The 22,011-nt window shown below is 52.5% G+C and carries 13 protein-coding genes; 10 read left to right on the top strand and 3 right to left on the bottom strand.

The annotated features are described in order from the left end of the window. Window positions 1-30 precede the first annotated feature (30 nt). The 4 genes from WKT13_RS12285 to WKT13_RS12300 all read left to right on the top strand — a co-directional run bounded on the left by WKT13_RS12285 (window position 31) and on the right by WKT13_RS12300 (window position 4,533). The gene (locus WKT13_RS12285; RefSeq protein WP_298620498.1) at window positions 31-750 is read left to right on the top strand and encodes an ABC transporter ATP-binding protein; all 720 of its coding nucleotides are present in this window, start codon (window positions 31-33) and stop codon (window positions 748-750) included. Window positions 751-760: 10 nt separating this feature from the next. Continuing rightward, entirely contained in the window at window positions 761-2,023 is a 1,263-nt protein-coding gene (locus WKT13_RS12290; protein WP_340324091.1) for an ABC transporter permease, read from the top strand. A 46-nt stretch (window positions 2,024-2,069) separates the two neighbouring features. Further along, window positions 2,070-3,314 carry an ABC transporter permease gene (locus WKT13_RS12295; protein WP_298620429.1) on the top strand — a complete coding sequence of 415 codons (1,245 nt, stop codon included), beginning with the start codon at window positions 2,070-2,072 and terminating at the stop codon, window positions 3,312-3,314. Window positions 3,315-3,417: 103 nt separating this feature from the next. Beyond that, window positions 3,418-4,533, top strand: coding sequence for an efflux RND transporter periplasmic adaptor subunit (locus WKT13_RS12300; protein ID WP_340324092.1), 1,116 nt, complete (start codon window positions 3,418-3,420; stop codon window positions 4,531-4,533). A gap of 215 nt (window positions 4,534-4,748) precedes the next feature. Here WKT13_RS12300 and WKT13_RS12305 read toward each other — a convergent pair whose 3' ends face one another. After that, the gene (locus tag WKT13_RS12305; RefSeq protein ID WP_340324093.1) at window positions 4,749-6,416 is read right to left on the bottom strand and encodes a glycoside hydrolase family 32 protein; all 1,668 of its coding nucleotides are present in this window, start codon (window positions 6,414-6,416) and stop codon (window positions 4,749-4,751) included. A 678-nt stretch (window positions 6,417-7,094) separates the two neighbouring features. Here WKT13_RS12305 and WKT13_RS12310 point away from each other — a divergent pair. From WKT13_RS12310 to WKT13_RS12335, 6 genes are all read left to right on the top strand, one after another. After that, window positions 7,095-10,676 carry a glycosyl hydrolase 2 galactose-binding domain-containing protein gene (locus tag WKT13_RS12310; RefSeq protein ID WP_340324094.1) on the top strand — a complete coding sequence of 1,194 codons (3,582 nt, stop codon included), beginning with the start codon at window positions 7,095-7,097 and terminating at the stop codon, window positions 10,674-10,676. Between the two features lie 1,479 nt (window positions 10,677-12,155). Then, on the top strand, window positions 12,156-14,210 hold the full coding sequence (gene metG, locus WKT13_RS12315; protein ID WP_340324102.1) for a methionine--tRNA ligase: 2,055 nt from the start codon (window positions 12,156-12,158) through the stop codon (window positions 14,208-14,210). A gap of 58 nt (window positions 14,211-14,268) precedes the next feature. Further along, the gene (locus WKT13_RS12320) at window positions 14,269-16,311 is read left to right on the top strand and encodes a protein-disulfide reductase DsbD family protein (protein ID WP_340324095.1); all 2,043 of its coding nucleotides are present in this window, start codon (window positions 14,269-14,271) and stop codon (window positions 16,309-16,311) included. A 24-nt stretch (window positions 16,312-16,335) separates the two neighbouring features. Then, a complete protein-coding gene (locus tag WKT13_RS12325; protein ID WP_340324096.1) occupies window positions 16,336-17,628 on the top strand; it encodes an L-cysteine desulfidase family protein in 1,293 nt (430 codons plus the stop codon). Between the two features lie 258 nt (window positions 17,629-17,886). After that, entirely contained in the window at window positions 17,887-18,411 is a 525-nt protein-coding gene (locus WKT13_RS12330; RefSeq protein WP_340324097.1) for an RNA polymerase sigma factor, read from the top strand. Window position 18,412: 1 nt separating this feature from the next. Beyond that, window positions 18,413-19,750: an anti-sigma factor family protein gene (locus tag WKT13_RS12335; protein WP_340324098.1), complete on the top strand. Its 1,338-nt coding sequence runs from the start codon at window positions 18,413-18,415 to the stop codon at window positions 19,748-19,750. A 15-nt stretch (window positions 19,751-19,765) separates the two neighbouring features. Here the strand turns inward: WKT13_RS12335 and WKT13_RS12340 are convergent, their stop codons facing one another. Beyond that, window positions 19,766-20,554 (bottom strand): glycosyltransferase family 2 protein, encoded by a 789-nt coding sequence (locus tag WKT13_RS12340; protein WP_340324099.1) that lies wholly within the window; start codon window positions 20,552-20,554, stop codon window positions 19,766-19,768. 4 nt (window positions 20,555-20,558) lie between these two features. Continuing rightward, window positions 20,559-21,836: a glycosyltransferase family 4 protein gene (locus WKT13_RS12345; protein WP_340324100.1), complete on the bottom strand. Its 1,278-nt coding sequence runs from the start codon at window positions 21,834-21,836 to the stop codon at window positions 20,559-20,561. Between the last annotated feature and the right edge of the window lie 175 nt (window positions 21,837-22,011).

Raw genomic sequence — 22,011 nt, forward strand, 5'->3', positions numbered from 1 at the left:
GTCTAACCTATAAAAAGCTCAGACATGTCAATAATAACACTAAGGGACATAAACAAGACCTACCGCGGCGCGCAGCCGCTCCACGTGCTCAAGGGCATCAACCTCGACATAGACGAGGGCGAGTTCGTATCCATCATGGGTGCGTCGGGCTCAGGCAAGTCCACACTGCTCAACATACTCGGCATTCTCGACAACTACGACTCAGGCGAATATCTGCTTGGCGGAACGCTGATAAAGGACCTCTCGGAGAAACGCGCGGCCGAATACCGCAACCGCATGATAGGTTTCATCTTCCAGTCGTTCAATCTCATAGCCTTCAAGTCGGCCGTGGAGAATGTCGAACTGCCTCTGTTCTATCAGGGAGTTGGCCGCAAGAAACGTCATGCCATGGCCATGGAGTATCTCGACAGACTCGGTCTGGCACAGTGGGCCGACCATTATCCCAACGAACTCTCCGGCGGACAGAAACAGCGTGTGGCAATAGCGCGGGCCCTGATAACACGTCCGCAGATAATATTGGCGGACGAACCCACCGGAGCGCTCGACTCAAAGACGAGTGTGGAGGTGATGGAACTGCTCAAGAAACTCAACGCTGAGGAGCACATCACCATAGTCGTAGTGACACACGAAAGCGGTGTGGCCAACGAGACAAACAAGATAATACACATCAAGGACGGCCTGATAGGCAAGATAGAGGAGAACCTCGACCACAACGCAAGCCCGTTCGGCACGTCGGGAATAATGAAATGACAGATGACCTATGCGTGACATGATAGCCGAAATACTCACCACGGCAGGGCGCAACAAGCTGCGCACCGCGCTGACGGGCTTCTCCGTGGCATGGGGAATATTCATCATCATCTTCCTGCTCGGAGCAGGAAACGGACTGCTCAACGCCGTTGTGCAGAACTCGGGACAGTTTCTGGACAACTCGATGATTGTCTACGGCGGTTTCACATCGAAGCCTTACGACGGCCTGAAAGAGGGACGCCACATCGAACTCAACGACAACGACATATCCACAACGCGCAACAACTTCACCGGAAACGTGGAGACAACCGGTGCCGAAATATCACAGTCGGGACTCAACATAATCTTCGGCGACGAATACGTGAGCGGCAACAGTCTGTGCGGAACCTATCCCAACAAGGCTGAGATAAACAAGATAAACATGCTGTACGGCCGTTTCGTCAACATGACCGACATACGCGAGCAGCGCAAAATAATCGTTCTGAGCGAAGGACAGGCCAAGGAACTCGCACCGCACGACATCAGTTCGCTCATAGGACAGACGGTGAACGTTGGCGGATTCGCATTCCGTGTGGTCGGCATTTACAAGGACGATAACAGCCGGATGAACACCGACGCCTACACGGCATTCACCACTTTGAGAACCATGTACAGCCGCGGCGACAAGGCTGACAGGATTTTCTTCACCTTCGGAGGGCTCGAGACGATGGAGGCAAACGAGAAATTCGAGGCCGGATACCGCGCCAACATCAACCGCAACCACCGCGCCGCACCCGACGACGAGGAGTCGGTATGGCTGTGGAACCGCTTCACACAGAACCTGCAGATGAACACCGGAACCGACATCATACGCACAGCACTGTGGATAATAGGTCTCTTCACGTTGCTGTCGGGCATCGTCGGGGTGTCCAATATCATGCTCATCACCGTGAAGGAACGCACACATGAGTTCGGCATACGCAAGGCCATCGGCGCCAAACCGTGGTCTATACTGCGGCTTATTATAACCGAAAGCATCATCATAACAACCTTCTTCGGATACATCGGAATGATTCTCGGCATAGCGGCAAATATGTATATGGACGCCACCATAGGCCACCAGCAGGTGGACACGGGACTGTTCGAGGCGGCAATGTTCGTCAACCCCACAGTAGGTCTGGACGTATGCATACAGGCAACGCTTGTCATGATAATCGCAGGAACCGTCGCCGGACTTGTACCGGCACGCCGTGCGGCAAACATCAGACCGATAGAGGCGCTGCGGGCAGAATGACACATACCATCAGTATACGGCATAAACAAACAGAAACTACACGGAAATGAAAATAGACATCGACAGATTCAGGGAGATACTCGACACACTCACGAGAAACAAAAGCCGCACGTTCCTCACCGGATTCGGCGTGTTCTGGGGCGTGTTCATGCTTGTCGGCCTCATCGGAGGCGGCAGCGGACTGAAGGAAATGCTGTCGAACAACTTCGAGGGATTTGCCACCAATGCGGCCATAGTGTTCGCGCAACCCACTACCAAAGCGCACAACGGACTGCGCAAAGGACGTAAATGGACCATGACATATAAGGATGTGGACCGCCTGAAGGCTCAGGTACCTGAACTGGACGTAGTCACGCCGATGCTGTCGAGATGGAACGGCAACGCCACTTTCAGCGACAAGAAGAGCAGTTGCACCGTAAAGGGAACTCTGCCCGACTACACCCGCGTGGAAAGTCCGCAGATGTACTACGGCCGTTACATCAACGACATGGATATAAGCCAGCGCCGCAAGGTGTGCGTCATAGGCAAGAAGGTGTACAAGACGCTGTTTCCGGGAGGCGGCGACCCGTGCGGACAGCTCATCCGTATAGACTCCATATATTATAATGTAATAGGAGTCGACTACGCCGCAGGCAACATGAACATCAACGGAAGTGCCGAAGAGAGTGTCATTGTTCCGCTCTCACTCATGCAGCAGGCGTACAATCTGGGCGACAATGTCGACCTCATATGTGCCACGGCAAAGCCCGGTACAAAGATGGACGAGATATCGCAGCGTATGCGCGAGGTGATAGCGAGGGCACACAACGTGGCTCCCGACGACGAGAAAGCCGTCACCGTGTTCAACACCGAACTGCTTTTCGGTCTGCTCGACAGCCTGTTCTCCGGTGTCAACTTCCTAATCTGGCTTGTCGGCATAGGCACTCTGCTGGCAGGAGCAATAGGTGTTTCGAACATCATGATGGTGACAGTGCGCGAACGTACCACCGAGATCGGCATACGGCGAGCCATAGGCGCCACACCGATGGACATCCTTTCGCAGATAATAAGTGAGAGTATCATACTCACGGCCGTGGCAGGTATGAGCGGAATACTGTTCGTAGTGATAATCCTGCAGATGCTCGAGGTGGCCAACACAAGCGACGGCATCACCACAGCTCATTTCCAGATAGACTTCTGGACGGCCGTCGGCGCGGTGGTGATGCTCAGCGTTCTGGGCGTGCTGGCGGGACTTGCGCCGGCTGCAAGAGCCATGAGCATAAAGCCGGTTGACGCAATGAGAGACGAGTAATGCACACAACCGTGCCGCGCTCTGCCCTCTTCCGCACATGAAAATGAACCGTATGGCTCGGCCATATACATATTATAATAAGCAAACAAACACAAAAACAGATATGAAAAAGTACTTCAAGTTCATAGTCGCAGCTATTATCGCCTTGATATTCATAGGCACATTCGTGTTTCTCTATGTGAAATCGCTGCCGCAACCGGTGGCCTACAATGAGTTCACACCCAAAATAACCGACATCAGAAAGACCACGGTGGTGACGGGAAAGATAGAACCGCGCAACGAGGTTGCCATCAAACCGCAGATATCCGGCATCATCAGTGAACTGCTGAAGGAAGCGGGCAACACAGTGAAGGAGGGCGAAGTGATTGCCAAGGTGAAGGTTATCCCGGATATGGGACAGCTCAGTTCGGCACAGGCACGCCTGCGTCTTGCCAACATAAACGTGAAACAGGCACGCACAGACTACGAACGCGAGAAGGTGCTTTACGACAAAGGACTGGTGTCGGCAGACGAATATGACAAGATAGCACAGGCCTACCGTCAGGCTGAAGAAGAGGTTGCGGCAGCCGAGGACAACCTACAGGTGGTTCGCGACGGTGTGTCGAAGAGCAACGCCAGCGCCAGTTCCACCCTCGTGCGCTCAACTATCACAGGCGTAATACTCGACATTCCGGTAAAGGTGGGCAACTCCGTCATACTGTCAAACACATTCAACGACGGTACGACAATAGCCTCCGTGGCCGACATGAACGACCTCATATTCCGCGGAAACATCGACGAGACCGAGGTGGGACGCCTTGTCACAGGCATGCCTATGAAGTTGTCAATCGGCGCATTGCAGGACAAGACGTTCGAAGCATCACTCGAATACATATCACCGAAGGCTGTTGACAACAACGGAGCCAACCAGTTTGAGATAAAGGCGGCCGTGAAGGTGGCAGACAGCAAGAACATACGAAGCGGCTACAGTGCCAATGCAGAGATAGTGCTCGCACAGGCAAAGAACGTGCTCACCATTCCGGAGAGTGCCATTGAGTTCGAAGGCAACGACACATACGTGTATGTCGTGAAAGGTGAAGGCGACGAAAAGACATACGAACGCCGCAAGGTTACCACAGGATTGAGTGATGGCATCAACATCGAAATAAAGAAAGGATTGACTCAGAAAGACAAGATCAGAGGTCCGAAGATAATAACCGAAGACCAGAAAGAGCAGTAATGTGACAACGGAAAAGCGCGTATGACACCGCACGCACGCCGTAATCGCTCTTCCACAAAAGTCTTCAGCCGGCAAAAGAAAGCCACAAAGGAATGATGATAAAAAACAGAAGCGGCCGCAGGAACATCAAATTCTGCGGCCGCTTCTTTGTATTTCAGCATTTTGTTTGCTTTAATTCATAAGTGCCTTTTCATTGTTCCGACAACGCGCATCGCTTATTTCTCAACCACGTTGCCGTCCCATATCGACTTCACTTTGTAAACCTCAAGGCTGCTTATCTTTATGTTGTTACCCCAGAACACGTAACCTTCCTTGTTCGTACTGCGCACGTCGAGTCCCATGGAGTATGAATACAGTCCGCCGTCGATGAACACCTCAGCCATGCTGCGGTCCATATAAACATCCGCCGTAAGCATCATGCTGCCCGGATCGTCGGTTGCATAGAACTCACCGTTCAGTCGGTTGCCGTTCAGATCGTAGTTCACTATGCGCTGTCCGCGGTAGCTCAGTCCTGCATCGGTAGCGTGACTCATGTGCAGAGTCATGCGTATGCGCAGCACGTCGTTGCCGTCAAACTGTTTCATCACGTCATTAGCCTGCTGCATGTTCAGGTCTTCGCCAGAATAAACCTTGGTGAACAGCTGCTCCACTTCCCTTACAGGACGACTTGCAAGGCGCAGTCCGCTCTTGGTGGTGAACAGCATCTGCTCCTGCGGAAGAAGCATACAGCCGTTGAAAGGCATGCCGTCGAACGAGATACGCCCCCATGCTATCTTTATCACACGGCCGTCGTTGGCCGGTATGTTGTTGAACACCTGTGCGGCATACGCGCTTCCATTGAGATTGCATTGCTTCGGACCGTCGGGCGTAAAGCGCTTTCCGTCGAACGAACCTATCATGTAAGTGCCAGATGCACCCCACATCACCCACTTCTTGTTGCCGCCATTTCCATCGACAGCCACCTCAAAAAGTTCCGGGCACTCCCAGAATCCGGTGATATGGCTTTCGAATGTCCAGTCCTTCAGATTCACCGAATTATAAATCGAATGACCGTCGCGCTCATTGAGCACCATCACCCAATGCTTGCCCGGAGCATACCAGAACACTTTCGGATCACGCGTGTCGTTGGTCTGCCATTTAGCGTGCGAGTCTATAATCGGGTTGCCCTCATACTTCGTAAACGTAAGTCCTTCATCCAGACTGTAGGCCATGCTCTGACGCTGTATGCCCTTTGCCGATGTGTAGAACGCCACGAGTGCCGGACTTCCGTCCTTGCCGTTCCATCCCGCAGTGTTGCCATAGTCTATCACAGCCGAACCGGAAAAGATTGTTCCGAGCGTGTCGGGATGCAGCGCCAGCGGCAGTTCCTGCCAGTGCAGGAGGTCGGTACTAACGGCGTGCGCCCAGTGCATGTTCTCCCATTCGCGCTCAAACGGATTGTGCTGATAGAACATGTGATACTTGCCTTTGTAATAAACTAGTCCGTTGGGATCGTTTATCCATCCGCGGCGCGTCGTGAAATGATATTGCGGACGGTATTTCTCCTTGTATATCTCGTCCTCTCCGGCAATGCGGTCGTCCTGATAAATCTTGCTGAGAGCCGCCTCACTGCCGTCGTAGGTCAGCGTGACAGTCTTGCCTTTTAGAGCGCTCACGTCGCGGAACGTCCAGTAATCGGGCTCGCCTTCGGCAAGGCGAATGACAAACCGGCACGGATCCTGTCCCTTGACAGACAGTTCCATGGTCTTGCGGTCCGACTTGTGTGAGATCGGAAAATTGATGTACTTCTTGGTGATCTTGATCTTTATGTCGGCAGCATCGGCCATGGAAAAACATCCCAAAGCCAGTGCGGCAGACACGATTAACAACCTGCCATTTTTCATAACTGTATCTTTTGTTTATTGTTTGTTTCAGTAACAGATTTCGTGAATCAGCTTCTTATGCCATAATCATTTTACATCAGACAGTGCAAACGGGTGGAAAGAGAACCTGTTCCCATTTTCCCGAGCGCAGTCTATCTTCCACAAAGATAACATAAATAAGCCTTAATATCAAATACCACCGTCAGATTTTAGAAAAATTTTTCGCACATACGCACCACCACTGCGTAAACCTCATGCTCCGACAGAATATACACACTGTCAACATAGCTATCCGCCGTAACAGGCTTTACGGCATATTCCAAAGGCCGTCGCCGACATTCATACTTCCCATCAACCGTGCGTGGCTTTATCCATACGGCAGCATCTATGTTCAGAGAAGCCCGACACACCCTTTTATTCCAGCAATACAGCCCATAATTCCGCACCGCATGATTTTATGAAAAAAGCCGCGCAGACTCGTTAAATAGTATTGAAATATTGTTAATTCATGTAAATTAAAGTTGTATTAACTATCATTCTGACAAATAATGACGTAAATTTAAGGTCTTTAATGTATGCGCGTGAGACACTGCACACGGCATGCACGCAGGGTGGCGGAATGCTGCCCGCAAAGACATCATACCGGCAATCTGTGACATAAAAGACAAATACGGAAAGACAAAACACCAATACAAAAATATGAGACACAAACAACCTCTGCAGCTGGCAGCCGTTCTGTCGCTGTCGCTGATGCTGTCAAGTTTCGATGACGGCAGAAACGCAGGCATCGGTAAATATCCGGGCGTACCCGGAGAGAGCTTCGCACCGGAGCTCGTGGCCGACAACTCCTACCGAAACATTGCCCTGCGACGCATGGCATATGCCTCGTCGTCGCACGACTACAACCTCACGGCACAACTTGTGACCGACGGCATTGTGCACACAGCACAACCGCCTTACCTCACCGCATCGACCAACAGCGGAGTCCTTCCGCGCCGTGAGCGCGAATGGGCAATAGACGGTGGCGAGTACACCCGCAACATTCTGATGGGCCAGAAAGCCTTTCTCAACTATCAGTGGCACAACATGAAGGTGAAGGCCAACCGTGTAAAGATAATCTGCAGCATGGCTTACAACGAGGGAGCCAAGGGCGGTTACGCCATAAAGGTGAGCTCGCGGATGAAAGGTAAGAAGGGAGTGACACTGCGCACTCTCGGACAGCAGACCGGAAAAGGACTGCCGGGAAAGGCCTCGAACAGCAAAGCCCACAGCGATCCGAACAAGAACACGAACGACGGACCGATGCTGCCGACACGCAACATTGAGGCTGTGATAGATCTGGGCACAGGCGACATCAGTTTCGACAACCTGAAAGTGGAGTTCTCCATGCCGGGTGCGGCACACTGGACCGTGACTGAGATAAAGTTCTTCGACGGCAACCGACCTGTCACCGACGTGCTGCCCTCTTCTGAATTCGGCAGCGCATGGATGAGCGCTAAGGCCGGAACACAGTGGGTTTACGTCGATCTTGGCACATCGTGCGAGTTTGACAAGGTGAAACTCCACTGGATAAGCAAGGCTCGCAGCGGACGCATCGAGACATCTGACGACGCACGCAACTGGAAGACCGTGGCACAACTGCCTGCCGGCAACAGTCTGACCGACGAGGTGAAATGTGCCGGAGGCAAGGGCCGATACGTACGCGTGCTGATGCTCAAGGGTGCTACGACAGCTCCGTATGTGCTCAGCGAGATTGAGGTAATGGGCCGTGGCGGACTCGTTGCGAAGCCCCAGCCTGTCAAAGGCGGCGACGAACGCCACTTCTCTCTCGACGGAGGCGACTGGCACATACAGCGTGCCTCAGAGGTGAAAGGCGACGGACAGACCATATCTGCCGACAACTACGACGACAGTTCGTGGGCCGTGGCCACAGTGCCTGCAACAGCCCTGATGAGCTACGTCAACATAGGAGCACTCCCTAATCCCAATTATGCCGACAACCTGATGCAGATATCCGAGTCGTTCTTCAACTCCGACTTCTGGTATCGCACCGAGTTCGACCTGCCTCAGCAGATGAAGGGTAAGCGCGTGTTCCTCAATTTCGACGGTATAAACTGGAAAGCCGACGTCTTCGTGAACGGCCGTCAGGCCGAACGCATCGAAGGAGCGTTCATGCGCGGACACGCCGACATAACTCCATTGCTGCGCGACGGCAGGAACGTACTGGCCGTGAAGATAACCAAGAATGCGCATCCGGGCGCAGTGAAGGAGAAATACCGCAAGGACACCGACTTCAACGGAGGACTCCTGGGATACGACAACCCGACCTTCCATGCCACAATAGGATGGGACTGGATATCGACAATACGCGGACGAAACATAGGTATATGGAACGACGTGTGGCTCTCGGCCACCGGCGCGGTGAGCATGCGCGACCCTCTGGTGACCTCCAAGCTGGCTCTACCCGACACAGCCGCCACCATCACTCCGTCCGTCATACTGACCAACCACATGCCTTACAGCGTAAGCGGAACGCTCCGCGGATGGATAGGCGACCTGAAGTTTGAGAAGCGCGTGGTGCTGCCCACATACGGAGTACAGGAAATCGCCTTCCTGCCCGAGGAGTTCCCGGAGCTGCGCAACCGCCGCATGAACCTGTGGTGGCCAAACGGCTACGGCACGCCTTACCTCTACGACGCGGGCTTCGAGTTCGTGACAGAGAAGGGAACATCGGATGCCGTGAACTTCAAGGCCGGCATACGCCAGATGGACTACAAGGACATGGACACTCAGCTGAAGATATACATCAACGGCCGACGCTTCATTCCGCTGGGCGGCAACTGGGGATTCAGCGAAAACAACCTGTGCTACCGCGGACGCGAATATGACATAGCCGTGAAGAACCACCGCGACATGAACTTCAACATGATACGCAACTGGGTGGGACAGACCGGCGACGAAGAGTTCTACGAGGCCTGCGACAAATACGGCATCATGGTATGGCAGGACTTCTGGCTGGCCAATCCGGCCGACGGACCCGACCCGCTGAACGAATATATGTTCCTCAGCAACGCTGACGACTACGTGAAACGCATACGCAACCACCCGAGCATCGGCATCTACTGCGGCCGCAACGAGGGCTATCCGCCAAAGACTATAGACAGCAAACTGCGCGAGTTTGTGAAGACACTGCACCCGGGACTGGACTACATATCAAGTTCGGCCGACGACGGAGTGAGCGGTCACGGACCTTACTGGGCACTGCCTCCGAAGGAGTATTTCGACCGTCAGACGGGCAAACTGCACTCCGAGCGCGGTATGCCTAACGTGATGACATACGAAGGACTGGCGCGTACGCTCAGCCCGGAGACACTCTGGCCGCAGGGCAACGAGTGGGGACAGCACGACTACTGCATGCAGGGCGCGCAGCGCGGAGCGACGTTCAACGCCATAATAGAGAAGGCGTTCGGCAAGGTGGACGACGCAGCCACATTCACAAAGCTGGCACAATGGCAGAACTACGACGGCTACCGCGCCATGTATGAATCGGGAAGCCGCGACCGCCAGGGACTGCTCATCTGGATGAGTCACGCATGCTGGCCAAGCATGACATGGCAGTGCTACGACTACTACTTCGAACCCACAGCCGCATTCTTCGGATGCAAGAAGGCCTGCGAGCCGTTACACATACAGTGGAACGCATCGACACGCAACGTGGAAGTGGTAAACCTGTGTGCCGGCGACCGCAAGAACCTGACCGCAAAAGTTGAGCTGACCGACGCCAAGGGACACACCGTGAAGACCATGCAGGCAACCGTCAACAGCAACGACGACTCGACCGTAGTGCCCGAAGGACTGCACGTGGACGACAAGGTAAGCCTGAACGGCGGCAACGTATACTTCATACGTCTGTGGCTCAACGACGAGAGTGGCCGCACACTGTCGCAGAACTTCTACGTGGCATCCAACGACGAGGGCAACCTCCAGGAGCTCAACACTCTGCCGCAGGTGGCTCTGAGCCCGAGCATCACGACCGAAGGCACACGTGCTACGGTGACTGTGAAGAATACATCGGACACTCCGGCCATGATGATAAGACTCAACCTGAAAGCCGGTGACGGCGAACAGATTCTGCCGGTAAGTTATTCAGACAACTACTTCCACCTCATGCCGGGCGAGAGCCGCACCGTAGAGGTGAGCTGGAACGCCGCCGACGCAAGAGACGGAAAGGCCGTGATAGAGCTGTCCGGATTCAATGTGAAAGATCAGAAAATACAATAACGATTGTCATAAAACATCCGCGGGCTGACGCAAAAATGCTGTAACAAAAAGGCAAAAAATTGCCGTCAACCCGCGGATTTCAAAAAAATATTCCCGATTTTATATATTTTAACGCAGTAGACATAGTAATTTGCCTAAATAAGTTGTTATATTTACGTACTGCAAACAAACAATATGATTGAAAGACACATCTGACACTGCTTGTCATAATAGCATCATCATTTGTCATTTTAATATCATATTATTCCATGTAAATGGACTAAATTTGTGACCATAATAAGGTAATTTTTTATTATATATCTGTGTCTGTGAAGATACGTGAATAATAAGCTTCGTTAGGTTAATAATCTTATGAGGAGGGTTGTTTAGTGAAACATAACTCCTCATTTCTTTTTTTATTCCCCCAAAGACATTTTCACGCCCTACCACAACGGTTATATATAAATTCAGTGTGCGTCGGTTTCGATAAAAAGCCTGTTGTTTCCATCCCGCATCAGCGTTGTCATTTTCTGCCGGAAAGACAGCGATCCGGCCACTTTCAGTTTGTAAGTATCCTGCGTTTTTTTCGTCCGGGTTTTCAGTTCTACCCCGAAAAATAAGCGAGAATTTGCGAGCAGACTCTCCGTCGGACGCAAATCCGCGAAAAATAAGAGGTTTGTGCAAAACACTGGATGTCAAAGGCTTACATCCGAGGATAATTCTTCCGTCATGTAAAAGGCACTGTTTCAGCACGTGATACAGCCCGTTTCAGGGCCTGATATGCAGCATATCACACCATGATATAAGCAAAACCGGACGATGAAACGGGCATTATCGTAATGCATGATGAATAATCCTGTGCTCCATTATGGGGTATATAAAAAATCCGTATGGTCCGAATCGGCCTGTATTACATCAGATTTAACATTCATTCACACCTCATTTACGATTTTATTTTGTCAAAAAAAAGTCAAGAAAAACTGTAAGTTCACCGTCCGGGTTTTCTATAAAAAAGCTGATATGAGGCGTGATGAAAAACACGGAAAACAAGCGTCCCTTTTGCGGTGATGATTTATCGGTTGTGGCAACGTGGACTTATCATCATGTGATGAAACGACTGTCACGGTTCACACCACCCCGAATTGCCGGAAAATTTTCTGCCGTTATGTGACACTTCATGAGCAAATCCTGGCCTCACTGCACCTCCGTTGAACCGCCGCAACAACTCCTCAGACCAACACTGTCTGCGCGTACACACAGACCTGACATCCGCGGCGGCAGCCAACAGCACGCGAAAAATAAACCGCATTATTTTGTCATGCCCACGGTTTGCATTATCTTTGCATATTGAAAGCGGCACAACACAATAATTAAATAGAAAATGCGCCGCAATCCCATACATATACCGACCTTTCCGTGAACGGCGTCACCCGTGTTTGCGCACGCCTCCACTGACACGGAACAGGCCGTTTCCCACACTCTGAAGGAAAATACAAAAACATCATGATAATGGAACAGAAAAACTACAAACGTACAACCGTAACCGCCGCCCTGCCTTATGCCAACGGCGGTGTGCATATCGGACACCTGGCCGGAGTATATGTACCGGCCGACATATACGTGCGCTACCTGCGCCTGAAACACCAGGATGTAATCTTCATCGGCGGAAGCGACGAGCACGGAGTGCCTATCACAATACGCGCCAAGAAGGAAGGCATCACCCCGCAGGATGTCGTTGACAGATACCACTCGATGATAAAGAAGAGCTTCGAGGAGTTCGGCATCTCGTTCGACATATACAGCCGCACCACATCGGAGACTCACAACAAACTGGCTTCCGACTTCTTCAAGAAACTCTATGAGGACGGCAAACTGATAGAGAAGACCACAAAGCAGTATTATGACGAGGAGGCAAAGCAGTTCCTCGCCGACAGATACATCACAGGTGAGTGTCCTCACTGCCACCACGAAGGCGCATACGGCGACCAGTGCGAGCACTGCGGAAGCGACCTCGACCCGACAGAGCTCATCAATCCGAAATCTACCATAAGCGGATCGCAGCCGGTGCTCAAGGAGACAAAGAACTGGTATCTGCCGCTCAACGAGTATCAGGACTGGCTGAAACAGTGGATTCTCGAAGGACACAAGGAGTGGCGCTCCAATGTTTACGGACAGTGCAAGAGCTGGCTCGACATGAATCTGCAGCCGAGAGCCATGACACGCGACCTCGACTGGGGTATTCCCGTTCCGGTGGAAGGTGCCGAGGGCAAGGTGCTCTACGTATGGTTCGACGCTCCTATCGGCTACATATCCAACACAAAGGAACTTCTACCCGACTCATGGGAGAAGTGGTGGAAGGATCCGGAGACACGTCTGGTTCACTTCATCGGCAAGGACAACATCGTATTCCACTGCATCGTGTTCCCCGTAATGATGAAAGCCCACGGCGACTACATCATGCCCGACAACGTGCCGGCAAACGAATTCCTCAACCTCGAGAACGACAAGATAAGCACATCGCGCAACTGGGCGGTATGGCTTCACGAATATCTGCAGGAGCTTCCGGGCAAACAGGACGTGCTGCGCTATGTTCTCACGGCCAACGCACCGGAGACTAAGGACAACAACTTCACTTGGAAGGACTTCCAGGACCGCAACAACAACGAGCTGGTGGCCGTCTACGGCAACTTCGTGAACCGCGCGCTGCAGCTCACCAAGAAATATTTCGACGGCGTAGTGCCTGAGTGTGGCGAGCTGAACGACATCGACCGCCAGGCCATCGACGAGTTCAAGGACGTGAAACAGAAGGTAGAGGCTCTGCTCGACGTATTCAAGTTCCGCGACGCTCAGAAGGAAGCAATGAACTTGGCACGCATCGGCAACAAGTACATCACCGACTGCGAGCCGTGGAAGGTTGCCAAGACCAACATGGAACGCGTGAAGACCATCCTTTACATCTCGCTGCAGCTGGTGGCAAACCTCGATATCGCCTTCGAGCCGTTCCTGCCGTTCAGCAGCAAGAAACTGCGCCAGATGCTCAACGTAGAGGCATACGACTGGGCTCAGCTCGGCTCAACCGACCTGCTGAAAAGCGGACACAAGCTCGGCGAACCGTCTCTGCTGTTCGAGAAGATAGAGGACGACGTGATAGAATATCAGCTCCACAAGCTCGAGGAGACAAAGAAGGCTAACGAAGCCGCCGCATATAAGGCAGCGCCGGTGAAGGACACCGTGTCGTTCGAAGACTTCGAGAAACTCGACATCCGCGTGGGACATATCAAGGCATGTGAGAAGGTGAAGAAAGCCAACAAGCTGCTCAAGTTCACCATCGACGACGGTTCGGGCACCGACCGCACCATTGTTTCGGGCATCGCCAAGTTCTACCAGCCGGAAGATCTCGTGGGCAAGGACGTGCTCTTCATAGCCAACTTCGCTCCGCGCAAGCTCATGGGCATCGAGAGTCAGGGTATGATTCTCTCGGCAGAGAACTTCGACGGATCACTCACAGTGACATCACTGCTCGGCAAGGTGAAACCGGGAAGCCAGGTGGGATAACATGTCCGCCATACGACAACATTCATAAACAGAATAAAAAACAACGACTATATCCTATATGAAAAAACTCTTAGCAATAACACTGCTGCTCATCACGGCCGTGGTGTGCCGTGCACAGATGGCCGAGCCGGTGAAATTCACTGCCGAGCTGAAGACCAACGGCACCGCCGAAGCCGAAATCGTGTTCAGCGGAAAGATTGACGAGGGATGGCACGTCTATTCGACCAACATCAGCGGAGGGCCGATAGAGGCGACATTCAACGTGAACAAGAAGGACGGCGTGGAACTTGTAGGCAAGCTCACACCGCATGGAAAGGAGATCTCTGTGTTCGACAAGATGTTCAACATGCAGGTGCGCTACTTCAGCAACAGCGTGAAGTTCGTGCAGAAAATAAGATTCACAAAGCCCACATACTCCATAGACGCTTATCTGGAATACGGCGCATGCAACGACGAGACCTGCATGCCGCCAACACAGGTGGAGATAATAAAGCAGGGCAAAGCGCCGGCCGTAGCCGCCGGTGGCGAAGCCAAGACTGAGGAGAAGACCGAGGCCGCACAGACAGAAATGGCTGCCGTCAATACTACTGATAGCGCAATGGCAGCCGCACCAGCAGTGGCCGCCGACAGCACGACAGCGGCCGTTCCGGCAAACGCCTCACTCTCCGAGAGCGAGATAAAAGCGCTCTGGCAGCCTGTGATAAAGGAGCTTTCAGCTTATGACGAACCGCTCAACACATCGCTGTTCTACATCTTCCTCGCCGGACTGGCGGGCGGATTCCTCGCCCTGTTCACTCCGTGCGTATGGCCTATCATACCTATGACCGTCAGCTTCTTCCTCAAACGCAACAAGGACAGAGGCAAAGCCATACGTGAGGCTACGACCTACGGAGTGTCTATCGTGGTGATATACGTTGTGCTCGGACTGGCTGTGACATTGCTTTTCGGCGCGAGCGCGCTCAACGCATTGTCAACCAACGCCGTGTTCAACATCTTCTTCTGTCTGCTTCTCATCGTCTTCGCAGCATCGTTCTTCGGAGCATTCGAGATAACTCTGCCTTCGTCGTGGAGCAACAAGATAGACCGCAAGTCGGAATCTACCAGCGGCATACTGAGCATCTTCCTCATGGCGTTCACCCTTGCGCTCGTTTCTTTCTCGTGCACCGGTCCTATCATAGGTCTGCTGCTCGTGGCCGTATCGACTCAGGGCAACATCATCGCGCCGACAATAGGTATGCTCGGATTCGCAGTTGCGTTGGCAATACCGTTCACTCTGTTCGCCATGTTCCCGTCGCTGCTCAAGTCTGCTCCTAAGTCGGGAGGCTGGATGAACGTCATCAAGGTGGTGCTCGGATTCATAGAACTGGCATTCGCGCTCAAGTTCCTGTCCGTAGCCGACCTCGCTTACGGCTGGCACATACTCGACCGCGAGACATTCATCGCGCTGTGGATAGCCATCTTCGGACTACTCGGACTCTATCTGCTGGGCATGTTCAACTTCCCTCACGACGACGATAACCGCCGTACGAATGTTCCGCAGTTCTTCCTCGCGCTCATATCTCTGGCCTTCACCGTCTATATGGTGCCGGGACTGTGGGGTGCTCCGCTCAAAGCCATAAGCGCATTCACACCGCCTATGAACACACAGGACTTCAATCTGTACAAGAACGAAGTACATCCTAAGTTCAAGGACTTTGAAGCCGGCATGGCAGCTGCACGTCTGGAGGGCAAGCCGGTAATGATAGATTTCACCGGATTCGGTTGCGTGAACTGCCGCGAAATGGAGGCTGCCGTATGGACAGATGCCAATGTGGCCGACATGCTCAACAACAAATACATCCTCATCTCGCTCTATGTTGACGACAAGACTCCGCTCGACCAGCCGATAACCGTCACCGAAAACGGAAAACAGCGCACGCTGCGCACCGTGGGAGATAAGTGGAGTTATCTGCAGAGAGTGAAGTTCGGAGCCAACACACAGCCGTTCTACGTGCTCCTCGACAACGAGGGACGTCCGCTCACAGGCAGCCGTTCGTATGACAAGGACATCAGCGAATACCTGAAGTTCCTGCAGACCGGACTGGAAAGATACAACAAATAACAAGCTGAATAAAAGCAAACAAGCATGTTAGACAAGAATATCAGACAGAGCATTATCGCACTGATACAGCGCGAAGTGGTGCCGGCAGTGGGCTGTACGGAGCCCATTGCCGTGGCTCTCTGCACAGCACGGGCCACTGAGACACTGGGATGCAGACCGGAAAAGATAACGGTGCTGCTGAGCGCGAACATCCTGAAGAACGCCATGGGTGTGGGAATACCGGGCACAGGAATGATAGGTCTGCCCATCGCAATCGCACTGGGAGCCATCGTCGGCAAGTCGGAGTATGAGCTGGAAGTGATAAAGGACGTCACTCCGGAAACTCTCGAGGAAGGCAAGACCTATGTTGACGAGAAACGCATCGACATAAAACTGAAGTCGGACATCACTGAAAAACTCTACATTGACGTCATCTGTGAAGCCGCAGGACACAAGGCTGAAGCCGTGATTTCGGGTTCGCACACCAACTTTGTGTACATTGCCAAGGATGGAGAAACACTTCTCGACGTGAAAAAAGCAAGCGGCGAGCAGGGCGAACAGGGCGATCCGGTGCTCTGCATGCGCACCGTATACGACTTCGCCACCACAACTCCGGTTGACGAGATAGCCTTCATACTGAAGACAAAACAGTACAACATAAAGGCTGCCGAAGAATCTATCAAGGGTAACTACGGACATTGTCTGGGCAAGACCATCGACCGTCCGCTGAGCCACGGAATATTCGGCAACAGCATCTTCTCGCACATCCTGTCGAAGACTGCATCGGCATGCGACGCCAGAATGGGCGGAGCCATGATACCGGTAATGAGCAATTCGGGCTCTGGCAATCAGGGAATATGTGCCACAAACCCTGTGGCTGTGTATGCCATTGAGAACGAGAATACAGAGGAAGAGCTCATCCGCGCGCTCACTCTGAGCCATCTTACAGCGATATACATCAAGCAGAGCCTCGGCAAACTGTCGGCAGTATGCGGCTGCGTGGTGGCAAGCATCGGCTCAAGCTGCGGCATCACCTACCTCATGGGCGGCGACTACAACCGCGTGTGCAGCTCTGTAAAAAACATGATTGCCAACATCACGGGTATGATATGCGACGGTGCGAAGCCAAGTTGCTCACTGAAGATAGCGTCAGGCGTATCCACAGCCCTGCTCTCATCGCTTCTGGCGATAGAAGGCAAATGCGTTACTGCTGTCGAAGGAATAATCGACGACGACGTGGATCAGTCCATACACAACCTCACGCGCATCGGTTCGGAGACAATGAACCAGACCGACGAGATGGTGCTCGACATCATGACACACAAGCACAACTGCTGAAACGCCGGCCAATACACGGCAAAACGGCAAGGCAGTAACTTTATCATAAGACAATTCCCGCAAACGGCAACACCATAACAACCGTCTGCGGGAATTTCATTATAAAGCCCGACGAAACACGAAAAAATCAACAAACCACAAATAAATCTCATGAAAAACACGTCGTTTTCATCCATATCACGTCTTTATATACAGAAGCGGCAACGACAGCAACCGTAAGACCGCACAACGATACGAACATCCTAAAACGACAACAAGATGCTGGGAATACTACGAAAAAGAACATCCGGAGACGAGCTGGAGCGGCTTGTGAGGGAACAGACAGACAATATGTTCAGGTTCGCGTTCTTCCGTACAGGCGACAGAAGCACGGCCGAGGACATTGTACAGGACACTCTGCTGAGTGTGTGCAGGCAGAACAACAGGCCCACCGAGCCGGAAAAGCTGAAAAGCTACGTCTTCAGAGCTCTGTCAAACAGATGCCGTGACGTAATACGCAAGCACCGTACCGACACCGAACCGCTGACCTGCCGCATGGCAGAAAAGACCGAGGAAGACAACGACAACGAGCGTTCGGCCATGGAGGAATATGCACGCATCGAAAGAGTTCTGGGCGAAATACCGGACGAACAGGCCGAAACGATACGCATGCACGTCATAGACGGACTGAAGTTCACCGAGATAGCAGATATCACAGAAACGCCTGTCACGACGGTGAAATCGAGATTCAAATACGGCATTGAGAAGATAAAGGAAAGAATGAACAACCGAAAAAACAACTGATATGGATTGCAACAGTTTTAGAAAAAATGTGTACGACTTCATAGAAGGAGGCACTGACCAGAACCTGACACGTGAGATGGAAGCACACGCAAAGGCTTGTGAAGAATGCAGAGAATATCTGGAGCAGACCGAGAAAGCCATAAGCATGATACGTCCGGCATGCGACGTGAAAGCGTCGGACGCTCTGAAAGAGAACCTGAGAATAATAGCGGCGGGAGCAAGAAAGACCGACGGACAGCGCAGAAAGACCATACCTATGTTCAAACGCTACGCGGCCATTGCGGCATCAGTGCTCGTTCTTCTGGCCGGAGCAGTGACAACAGCCGGCATACTGCTTCACAGCAGCACGGCAAACGCGGCATCTGAAACAATAACAAGGGCGCAGGCATCCGAATATTTCAACAACGCCGTACCACCGGAGCCGTCGTCCATACGTCTGAAACTGAACGTGCGCACCTCTCCTAACGAGAACTTTGCATACGTGACACCTGTGAGCGGATTCGTGGAAACGGTACTGACGTTTGTCAACAAGAACAACACCATGTTCTGGAGGATAGAGAAACAGAACGGCCGCACCATAGTCTGCGACGGCAAAAGACAATATATGTGGGGCCGTGGCGGCACAAAGGGCTATGAGAGCCATGCCAGTTATGATGGCTTTGCCGAGGGTTTGCTCACACTACTGCCGGCAGACATAAACATAATAAAAGGTATGACGCATATATGCAGCACGCAAAGCAAATACACACTCGACACAAACGACGAGGGAATAATAATCACAGTGACCTCGCCCGCCATGGGAAAAGGCCGCGACGGGAAACCTCTGAACTCGTCGATAGCCGAATCAGACAGCAAGACAGAGTATGTCTTCGACAGCAAGACTAAGCTGCTGAAAAGCTACAACGTATGGATGAAGGTGATGGGCGTATATGTGAAGGTGATCGAAAGCACCTCGATAGAATACAACAAAAGCGTGGACATGGCGTCAATGCTGAAGCGACCTGACAACATCAAGATATGGATTGATGTGACAGCCGACCATGGCATGTTTGCCGGAAGCACGGCGGAGCAAGCCGTAAAGAAGGTGTTCGAAGCTGTGACCGGAGGAAAGGCACAGAGCGTGAAGGAAGTGTTGTTCTGCTACGACATCGAAAAGATAGACAGCATGTACGGCGGAGCCGCCACCGTAACAGTGGGAAAGGCATACAAGGAAGGCACTTACGCAGGAGTGTTCGTACCTGTAGAGCTGAAATACAAGGACGGAAAAGTGGAGAAACTGACCGTCGCCGCACGCAACGACAACAAGGGCGGCGCATGGACAATAGACGGAGGAATATGATAAACGGCCATGCTGTCAGTGGCGTAACAGCGCCCTGACAGCAAACCAAAGATGCATAAAGACAGTAGAAAGCGTTCCGTAATGAACACACATCACACGGAATCTCTCCTTCAACGATGCGCGATGGTTCGCGGTAGTCATGCCTTCGGCAAGATAGTTAACCAGAACCTTATTGACATTGCGCAGTTCGAGCCGCTCACGGGCGGCTCTTTTCATTATGCGTATGCACCAGTCCACGTCGGCCGAGTAACGGTATTGCAGGTTGTAAGGCTCACTGCGAGCTATGTCGGTGCGTGCGTAGAAGGCCTGATGACACACAAGCATGCCGTGGCGGAACGAACGCCAGGTGAGCCGTTCGGGCGGAGTCAGACGACGGTGGGCAACAAACTGCCCATTGATGTCCACAAGATCAGTGTCGCCATAAAGCACGGCAGGCAGTTCCTCACCGGGTTTTACGCTTGCGGCTATGTCCTCAAGCGTAGATGATGAAGGATAAGCGTCGCCGGCATTAAGGAACACCACGTAGTCGCCCGTGGCACGTTTCAGAGACTTGTTCATGGCGTCGTAGAGCCCTTTGTCGGGTTCTGACACGACAATCACCTCATGACCGCAACCACAGGCGTCAGATTCTGCCTTGTAAGCCTCGGCAACCGACACGGTGGAATCGGCAGAACGGCCGTCCATTATGATGTGTTCCACGTTGCGCCACGTCTGTCGCCTCACGCTATCGAGCGTGGTCTGCAACACCTGTGCGGCATTGTAGGTGCAGGTGACGACAGTAAATTTTATGTTCTTATTGTCCATTCCGTCAGATGATATATTTCTTCATGGCAGCCATCTCGTTGTAAACCTCTATATACTTCATGGCCACGCTCTGCTGCGAATAGCGCGTATGAACCTTAGACACAGCCGCACGGCTCATCGCCTCATAGTCGGCCTCGCACAACAGCCAGTGCATTCCGGCGGCCAGATCGTCAGACTTCCTGAAATCGGCCACGTAGCCGTTCTGCCTGTGGTCTATCATTTCAGGAATGCCACCCGTGCGGAATCCGACGCACGGCACGCCGCAGGCCATAGCCTCCATGATGGTGTTGGGCAGATTGTCCTCTATCGACGGCAGCACGTATATATCGGCGGCGTTGTATATTGTGGCTATGCGCTTCTCGTCGGTCACATATCCCAAGGAGCAAGTCTTGAGCGCGAGGCGTCCTGATATTTCCTCCGACTCGCCTCCGAGCACTGCCACCACCGCGGTGGTCTTCAGTTCCGGATGCTCAGCCACAAGCTTATCCACAGCTTCGATGAAATAGTTCATGCCCTTGCGCTGGTCGGTCACGCGGTGCGACACGAACAGTATTACCTTCTTGTCCTCAGGCAGTCCCACCTCACGTCGACATCCCGTCTTGTCGTGACGGCAGGAGAACAGGCGCTGGTCGATGGAGTTAGGTATGCTCGTTATGCGCTGTCCCTTGAGCAGTGCGCTCTGCCTTGCCTGTGTTTCAAGCCAGCGGCTGCACGTCACGAAGAATATGTTGCCGCTCGAATAGAGCGCCTTCTTGCGCCGCCATATCTTGTTGGACAGATCGTGTCGCGACCCGCTGTCGGGCAACAGCGGACAGTTGGCACAGCGTCCCTTGTAGGCCATGCATCCGCCCGAGTAATGACAGATGCCCGTGGCAGGCCACATGTCGTGCATGGTCCACACCACCGGCTTGCCGCTCTTCAGAATCTTTCTTATGTTTCCGAGCGAGAGCATGCCCTGGTTTATCCAGTTGAGATGTATGACATCGGCCCACTTGAACTCGGGCAGCGACGTTATGTCAGTGCCACAATTGGCTATATCTATCTCGAAAAGATGATTTTTGGAAAAACGGAGATGGAAGAATATGCACCATCTCTCCCAAAGGAAATGCCAGCGCGAGAACATACGGCCCGGCACTCCGGCCACAGTGATGCTGTCGGTCTCCTTATCGCGCACGAGCATCATGGCCTTCTCGCCGCTGTTGTTGAGCGCGTCCAGCAGTCTTCCGGCCGCTACCGCAGCCCCGCCGGTACGCTCGCTTGTATTAACTATTAATACATTCATGTTGCTTGCCCGTCTTTATTCTTACACAAAAGATAACACATACGAGCGGAAAGAGAACTTGTTTTCTGTTTCCCGAGTGCAGCTTATCTTATGCAAAGATACAAAATGTTTTATTAGACTCACACCTAAATTATATAATTATATAATTCAATAATTACATATTTATATAATTATA

The sequence above is a fragment of the Prevotella sp. HCN-7019 genome (genome assembly GCF_037890215.1).
GTDB lineage: Bacteria > Bacteroidota > Bacteroidia > Bacteroidales > Bacteroidaceae > Prevotella.